The sequence below is a fragment of the uncultured Veillonella sp. genome, from assembly GCF_963534045.1.
Classification (GTDB): domain Bacteria; phylum Bacillota; class Negativicutes; order Veillonellales; family Veillonellaceae; genus Veillonella.
Map to the genome: position 1 here is coordinate 37,670 of NZ_CAUSQT010000009.1, position 7,147 is coordinate 44,816.

The window sequence follows — 7,147 nt, forward strand, 5'->3', positions numbered from 1 at the left end:
TTATGGAACACTCATTATTTCCAACGGAAACAAAGTTGAAGTTTTATATTGAACGACTCATTTATGGTGTGGCTATTGCCATGCCACTACAACCGATGGTAGGAGATGTGCTCTTGTGGTTGGCCGTTGGGCTTGCCATTGTCGATTTAATACGAAGTCGTAGTCTTAGCTTGCCTACGGGCTGGTTGTCTTGGACTGTTATGTTTTTCGTCCTTTGGACGGGCGTATCAGCTGCCCTTTCCGATAATGCGCAATGGGCTTTGACAAGTTGGTTTTATCAGATTGTGGCCGGTGGCGGTATTTATTATTTAGTACGTACCTATATTAGTACGCCAAAACAGTGGCGTTATTTTCTTCAATGTACATTGGGAACGGCGATTCTCGTTTGTTGCATAGGTGCTTATGAATATATTTTTATTCCTAATCATCATATAAAGGAATGGGTTGATGCCATCCAATTTCCAAAATTAATGCGACGCATGTCGTCAACATTGACAAATCCCAATCTGTTGGGCGCTTACTTGTTGATGATTCTAAGCGTTAGTATTAGCTATTTATTGGTTTACTGGAAGGGCTTATCCGATAAAATCTTATCGGAAGAATATAAGAAACAAATCTACATGATGATTCCCATAGCATTAATACTTTTTGTTACCATGCTATTAACGTATTCACGTGGCATATGGATCAGTTTTGGTGCCATGATTATTTACTGGGGAATTTTTGTAGAACGTCGTTTATTATTATCCTTGTTAGCCATCCCCATTATTCTATATTTTTATGATGGAGAAATTGCTACTCGTCTTTGGTCTATATTCCAAGGTCATGATACATCGGCTGATTTACGATGGGCCTTGTGGGATAGCACGATGTACATTGTTCGTGAAAATCCTGTGTGGGGGATTGGGTGGAATACATTTTACTTAGTATATCCAGAATATAATTATTATATTCAAGGTCCTAATGTATTGATGTATCACGCTCATAATTTATACCTTAATATGTTGGCTGAAATAGGCATACCAGGACTTATCTCCTTTATAACTGTATTAATAGGGCATGTGGTTACCTCTATACGTCTAAAAGGTGATGTGTTCCGTAAGGCTGCCTCCATCGGTGTCGGTGCTTTAGCAGTTGGTGTTCTTGTGAGCGGTTTGTCCGATTTTGAATTATATAGTCACCAAGTAACGATTACATTCTGGTTATTACTAGGGTGGGTAGGTGCTTTTGTGAAAGTTCAACAAAATTAGACTAAAATCAATCATAATTAAAACGCATCGAAAAAAATCGAAATTGTTGTTTTATGTATAATAAGAATTAGAATAAGAGTGAATTGAAGAGAATCTATATATTGTATAGAAATTCTTCGATTCACTCTTTTTTAACTATATATATGAAATTATAAAAATATATCTATAATTCCTGAGAGTTATAACGATGTGAATTTAATTTATCCTAAAAATGGAAAATCCATGACTTTTAGTCATAATGCCCCATAAATATGTGACAAAAAATACATTTTATGCATATAAGTTGACAATGCGATTGTAAAAGCATACGATGAAGTTGGTTTAAGGAACGGTATTAGACCAAGAGATTGATCAACTGTCGTTTAACAAGGTGATTTTAAGGAGATGGTACGATGACAGACATCAAAGATCGCGTTAAAAATGCGGCCCTCCAAGGCAAAATTGTCACAGCTTATGAAGCAGCTCAAATGATTAACCACAATGATAAAGTTGGTATTTCCGGCTTTACTCCATCTGGTTATGCAAAAGCTGTACCATTGGCTTTGGCTGAACGAATGGAAAAAGAACCATTCAAAATTGATTTATGGACAGGTGCTTCCGTAGGTGATGAAGCCGACGGTGCATTAACACGTGCACATGGTATTAACCGTCGTTTCCCTTATCAAACAAATGGGGATACACGCAAAGCTTTAAATAGCGGCGACATCAAATACATTGATATGCACTTAAGTACAATGGCGCAAAATGTACGCTATGGTTTCTTTGGTGATTTAGATGTAGCTATCGTAGAAGTTTGTCAAATCAATGAAGATGGCTCTTTAGTACCTACAACATCTGTTGGTAACTCTCCAACATTTGTTAGCCAAGCTAAAAAAGTTATCGTAGAAGTAAACGTATCTCAACCATTATCTTTGGTTGGTATGCATGATATCTACGAACCACTTGATCCACCATATCGCAAACCAATTCCATTGGAACATGCTGGTGATCGTATTGGTACTGATGCAATTCCTTGTGACCCAGACAAAATAATTGCAGTAGTTCCTTGTGATGTTCCTGATACTACAAGACCTTTGGCACCTATCGATGATGATGCAAAAGCAATGAGTCAACACCTTATCAAATTCTTTGAACAAGAAATCGGTGAAGGTCGTTTACCTGAAAACTTGCTTCCATTGCAATCTGGCGTAGGTTCTGTAGCAAATGCAGTAATCAGCGGATTGGCTCAAGGCCCATTCAAAGATTTGTCCATTTATACAGAAGTAATCCAAGATGGTATGTTTGACTTAATCGATGCAGGTAAAGTAACTGTATGTTCCGGTACTGCATTAAGTCCTTCTCCAGATGGGTTGAAACGTTTCTATAATAACATCGATGAATATCGTAAAAAGATTATTCTTCGTCCACAAGAAATTTCTAACAACCCTGGTATTGCTCGCCGTATTGGTGTCATTGCCATGAATACCGCTATCGAATTTGATATTTTTGGCAATGTAAACTCTACTCATATTATGGGTAGCAAAATGATGAACGGTATTGGCGGATCTGGTGACTTTGCACGTAGTGCATATCTCACTATTTTCTGTACTAATTCCGTTGCAAAAGGTGGCGACATCAGTTCTATCGTTCCATATGTATCTCATGTGGATCACCCAGAACATGACACTATGATTTTCTGTACAGAACAAGGTGTTGCTGACTGCCGTGGTTTGAGCCCAGTGGAAAGAGCTCGTTTGATCATTGAAAAATGTGCTCACCCAGACTACAAACCAATGTTAACTGAATACCTCGAAAAAGCACTCGCTGCAACTAAGAATGCCCATACACCAATGTTGCTCGACGAAGCTCTTTCTTGGCATAAACGCTTCACAGAAACTGGAAGCATGAAAAAATAACCTGTTTTTTTAGGAGGATGATGAAAACATGGCTTACGAAAACCTTAAAGCCCAAATTGCTGAGTACAATAAACTTTGTGACGAAAAGTGTGTAAAAACTCCAGAACGTCAAAACTTGAAATACAACCGCGTGTATACACCAGTTGATATTGAAGGCTTTGATTATGAACGTGATTTGGGTATGCCTGGTGAATATCCATATACTCGTGGCGTACAACCTACAATGTACCGTGGTCGTTTCTGGACTATGCGTATGTATGCTGGTTTCGCGACAGCTGAAGAATCTAACAAACGTTACCGTTACCTTATCGAATCCGGTGCAACTGGTCTTTCCTGTGCATTCGACTTACCTACACAAATCGGTTATGACTCTGATGACGTTATGGCTGAAGGCGAAGTTGGTAAAGTAGGTGTAGCGATTGACTCCTTGGCAGATATGGAAATCTTGTTCAACGGCATCGACCTTGGCAAAGTATCCACTTCCATGACAATCAACGCTCCAGCATCCGTTTTGTTGGCAATGTATATCGCAGTAGCTGAAAAACAAGGCGTACCTTCCACAGAATTGAAAGGTACAATTCAAAATGATATTTTGAAAGAATACGCAGCTCGTGGTACTTACATTTTCCCTCCAAAACCATCCATGCGTTTGATCACTAATATCTTTGAATATTGCTCTCAATACGTTCCAAAATGGAATACAATTTCCATTTCCGGTTACCATATCCGTGAAGCAGGTTCCACAGCAGCACAAGAAATCGCATTTACAATTGCTGATGGTATCGCATATGTAGAAGCAGCTTTGAAAGCTGGTCTTGATGTTGATACATTCGCTGGTCGTCTTTCCTTCTTCTGGAATGCTCATAACAATGTACTTGAAGAAGTTGCTAAATTCCGCGCATCCCGTCGTTTATGGGCAACTATCATGAAAGAACGTTTTGGTGCTAAAAAACCAAAATCCATGATGCTTCGTGTACATACTCAAACAGCTGGTTCCATGTTGACTGCACAACAAGTTGATAACAACATCGTTCGTGTTGCTCTTCAAACTGCAGCTGCTGTAATGGGCGGTACTCAATCCTTACATACAAACTCCCGTGACGAAGCATTGGCTCTTCCTACAGAAGCATCTGTACAAGTAGCTCTTCGTACACAACAAATCGTGGCTTACGAATCTGGTTTAGCAGACGTAGTTGACCCATTGGGCGGTTCCTACTATGTAGAAGCTATGACTAACGCTATCTATGACGAAGCTATGGCTTACATCAAGAAAATTGATGAAATGGGCGGCGCTGTAGTAGCAATCGAAAAAGGCTACATCCAAAAAGAAATCCAAGAATCCGCTTACAAATGGCAAATGGAAGTTGAATCTGGCTTGCGCACAATCGTTGGCGTAAACAAATTCCAAGTTGAAGAAGAAGCTCCAAAAGACTTGCTTCGCGTAGACGCTTCCGTAGGTGTAAACCAATCTAAGAAAACTCAAGCAGTTCGCGCTAACCGCGATCAAGCAGCAGTTGACAAAGCTTTAGCTGATTTGAAAGCTGGCGCAGCTGACGAAAACGTTAACTTGATGCCATTAATTCTTGCAGCAGTTAAAACATATGCTACTTTGGGTGAAATTTGTAATGTATTGCGCGAAGTATTCGGTGAATACCAAGCTCATTCCACATTATAATATCGGCTAATTTCGGAGGTAATTATCATGGCAGAAAAACGTATTAGAGTAATCGTAGCAAAACCAGGTCTTGATGGTCATGACCGTGGTGCAAAAGTTGTAGCACGCGCACTTCGCGATGCTGGTTTCGAAGTAATCTACACAGGTCTTCGTCAAACTCCAGAACAAATCGTAGAAGCAGCACTTTCTGAAGACGTTAATGTAGTTGCATTATCCCTTCTTTCCGGTGCTCACAACACATTGTTCCCTAAAATTGTTGAACTTTTGAAAGAAAAAGGCATGGGCGATGTATTAGTAATCGGCGGTGGCGTTATTCCTGATGCTGATATCCCTGGCTTGAAAAAAGCTGGCGTAGCAGCTGTATTCACACCTGGTACTCCAACTGGTGATATCGTAGACTTCATCAAGGAAAACGTAAAATAATTAACTGGGCAAGAGAGGGGCTCAACTAGAATGGTTGGCTCCCCTCTATTCCCATATTCTAAGATAGGTGGTGAGGCGAATGGATTTAGTTAAAGGCCTCTTTGAAGGCTCAAGACTAGCCTTAGCACGGTCCATCACTGCTGTAGAAAACGAGTATGAAAATGCCATCGATATTATGAAGGCAATTTACCCTAAAACGGGTAATGCACGTATTCTCGGTATAACTGGTGCCCCTGGTGCTGGTAAAAGTACTTTGACAGATAAGGTTGTTAAACATTATCTAGATCAAGGTAAAAAAATCGGCATCGTTGCCATCGACCCAACAAGCCCATTCTCTGGTGGTGCTATCTTGGGGGACCGTATTAGAATGAATGATTTGACATTAAATGAAAATGTATTCATTCGAAGCATGGGGACGCGTGGTAGTCTAGGTGGTTTATCCAAAAAGACTGCAGACGTTGTAAAATTAATGGATGCCTTTGGCATGGATTTGATTATCATTGAAACAGTAGGCGTAGGTCAATCCGAAGTAGATATCGTAAAAAATGCAGATACTACATTGGTTGTTCTTGTTCCTGGTCTCGGTGATGATATCCAAGCTATTAAAGCGGGTATTCTTGAAATCGGCGATGTATTTGCTATCAATAAAGCTGACCGAGATGGTTGCGATCGTTTGAATGTTGAAATTGAAATGATGCTTGACCTAGATTCTCGTGAAGTAAAATGGCGCCCACCAATTAAGCGCACAATTGCTAGTAAAGACCAAGGCGTAGATGAACTTATCGAAGCCTTAGATGAACATTTTGAGTATCTTGAAGATTCCGGTGAATTGGAATCTCGTCGGGCAGAACGTACTCGCGATGAAATCATCGCAATGATTAATGAACAAATTGGTCGTTATGTAGCTGATAAAATCATTACAAGCGACGAATTTAATAGCCAAGTGGCAGCTGTTAATGAACGCGAAAGCGATCCATACACAGTTGTTAACGGCGTAATGACAAACGTGCTAAAGTAGACGGCGACTACATAGCATTAGAGATTTAGCCTTATAAAGGAGATAATCGAAATGGCTTTTAAAGTATTACAAGTGGATCACATCGGTATTGGTGTTAATGATTTAGCAGCAACTAAAGAATTTTACAAAAATGCTTTGGGAATTCAACATCTTCCTGAAGATGAAGTAGTAGAAGAACAAAAAGTAAAAGTATCCTTCTTCCCATGCGGCGATGCTGAATTAGAATTCTTGGAAACTACTACTCCAGACGGCCCTATCGGTAAATTCATCGAAAAAAATGGCGGTCGTGATGGTATCCAACACGTTGCTTTGCGTGTAGATAATATTGAAAATGCTATTGCTGATCTTATGGCGAAAGGTATTCGTATGATTGACGAAAAACCTCGTTATGGTGCTGGCGGTTCCTCTATTGCATTCGTTCATCCTAAAGCTACAGGTGGCGTATTACTTGAACTTTGCCAACGAATGAAATAAAATATTATTGTAACAAGTTTTTATGGAGGTGCTGACATGCAAACAGTGCAAGAAAAAATTGAGTTGTTGCACGAAAAACTAGCAAAAGTTAAAGCTGGTGGCGGTGAAAAACGCGTTGAGAAACAACATTCTCAAGGTAAAATGACTGCTCGTGAACGTTTGGCTAAATTATTCGATGACAACTCTTTTGTTGAACTTGATCAATTCGTTAAACATCGTTGTGTTAACTTTGGTCAAGACAAAAAAGAATTACCAGGCGAAGGTGTAGTAACTGGTTATGGTACTATCGATGGTCGTTTGGTATATGCATTCGCACAAGACTTCACTGTAGAAGGTGGTTCTCTTGGTGAAATGCACGCTGCTAAAATCGTTAAAGTACAACGTTTAGCAATGAAAATGGGTGCTCCTATCG

General features: G+C 39.8%; 7 protein-coding genes. All 7 read left to right on the plus strand.

Features of this window, described 5'->3' with window-relative positions:
- Positions 1-2 precede the first annotated feature (2 nt).
- Entirely contained in the window at positions 3-1,250 is a 1,248-nt protein-coding gene (locus tag RYP29_RS03230; RefSeq protein ID WP_311532228.1) for an O-antigen ligase family protein, read from the plus strand.
- A 392-nt stretch (positions 1,251-1,642) separates the two neighbouring features.
- On the plus strand, positions 1,643-3,145 hold the full coding sequence (locus RYP29_RS03235; protein ID WP_311532230.1) for an acetyl-CoA hydrolase/transferase family protein: 1,503 nt from the start codon (positions 1,643-1,645) through the stop codon (positions 3,143-3,145).
- 28 nt (positions 3,146-3,173) lie between these two features.
- On the plus strand, positions 3,174-4,820 hold the full coding sequence (locus RYP29_RS03240) for a methylmalonyl-CoA mutase (protein ID WP_005380642.1): 1,647 nt from the start codon (positions 3,174-3,176) through the stop codon (positions 4,818-4,820).
- Between the two features lie 27 nt (positions 4,821-4,847).
- Positions 4,848-5,243, plus strand: a complete 396-nt coding sequence (locus tag RYP29_RS03245; RefSeq protein ID WP_005380683.1) for a cobalamin B12-binding domain-containing protein — start codon at positions 4,848-4,850, stop codon at positions 5,241-5,243.
- Between the two features lie 79 nt (positions 5,244-5,322).
- Positions 5,323-6,261, plus strand: a complete 939-nt coding sequence (meaB, locus tag RYP29_RS03250) for a methylmalonyl Co-A mutase-associated GTPase MeaB (protein WP_005377389.1) — start codon at positions 5,323-5,325, stop codon at positions 6,259-6,261.
- A gap of 51 nt (positions 6,262-6,312) precedes the next feature.
- Positions 6,313-6,735: a methylmalonyl-CoA epimerase gene (gene mce, locus RYP29_RS03255; RefSeq protein WP_005377395.1), complete on the plus strand. Its 423-nt coding sequence runs from the start codon at positions 6,313-6,315 to the stop codon at positions 6,733-6,735.
- A 36-nt stretch (positions 6,736-6,771) separates the two neighbouring features.
- Positions 6,772-7,147, plus strand: a 376-nt coding sequence (locus tag RYP29_RS03260) for a carboxyl transferase domain-containing protein (protein ID WP_311532231.1), incomplete at its 3' end; no start/stop codon positions are given.

Excerpts from the sequence above, each read along its gene's own strand:
- RYP29_RS03230 (WP_311532228.1), top strand. The coding sequence starts at position 3 with ATGGAACACTCATTATTTCCAACGGAAACAAAGTTGAAGTTTTATATT.
- RYP29_RS03235 (WP_311532230.1), top strand. The coding sequence starts at position 1,643 with ATGACAGACATCAAAGATCGCGTTAAAAATGCGGCCCTCCAAGGCAAA.
- RYP29_RS03240 (WP_005380642.1), top strand. The coding sequence starts at position 3,174 with ATGGCTTACGAAAACCTTAAAGCCCAAATTGCTGAGTACAATAAACTT.
- RYP29_RS03245 (WP_005380683.1), top strand. The coding sequence starts at position 4,848 with ATGGCAGAAAAACGTATTAGAGTAATCGTAGCAAAACCAGGTCTTGAT.
- meaB (WP_005377389.1), top strand. The coding sequence starts at position 5,323 with ATGGATTTAGTTAAAGGCCTCTTTGAAGGCTCAAGACTAGCCTTAGCA.
- mce (WP_005377395.1), top strand. The coding sequence starts at position 6,313 with ATGGCTTTTAAAGTATTACAAGTGGATCACATCGGTATTGGTGTTAAT.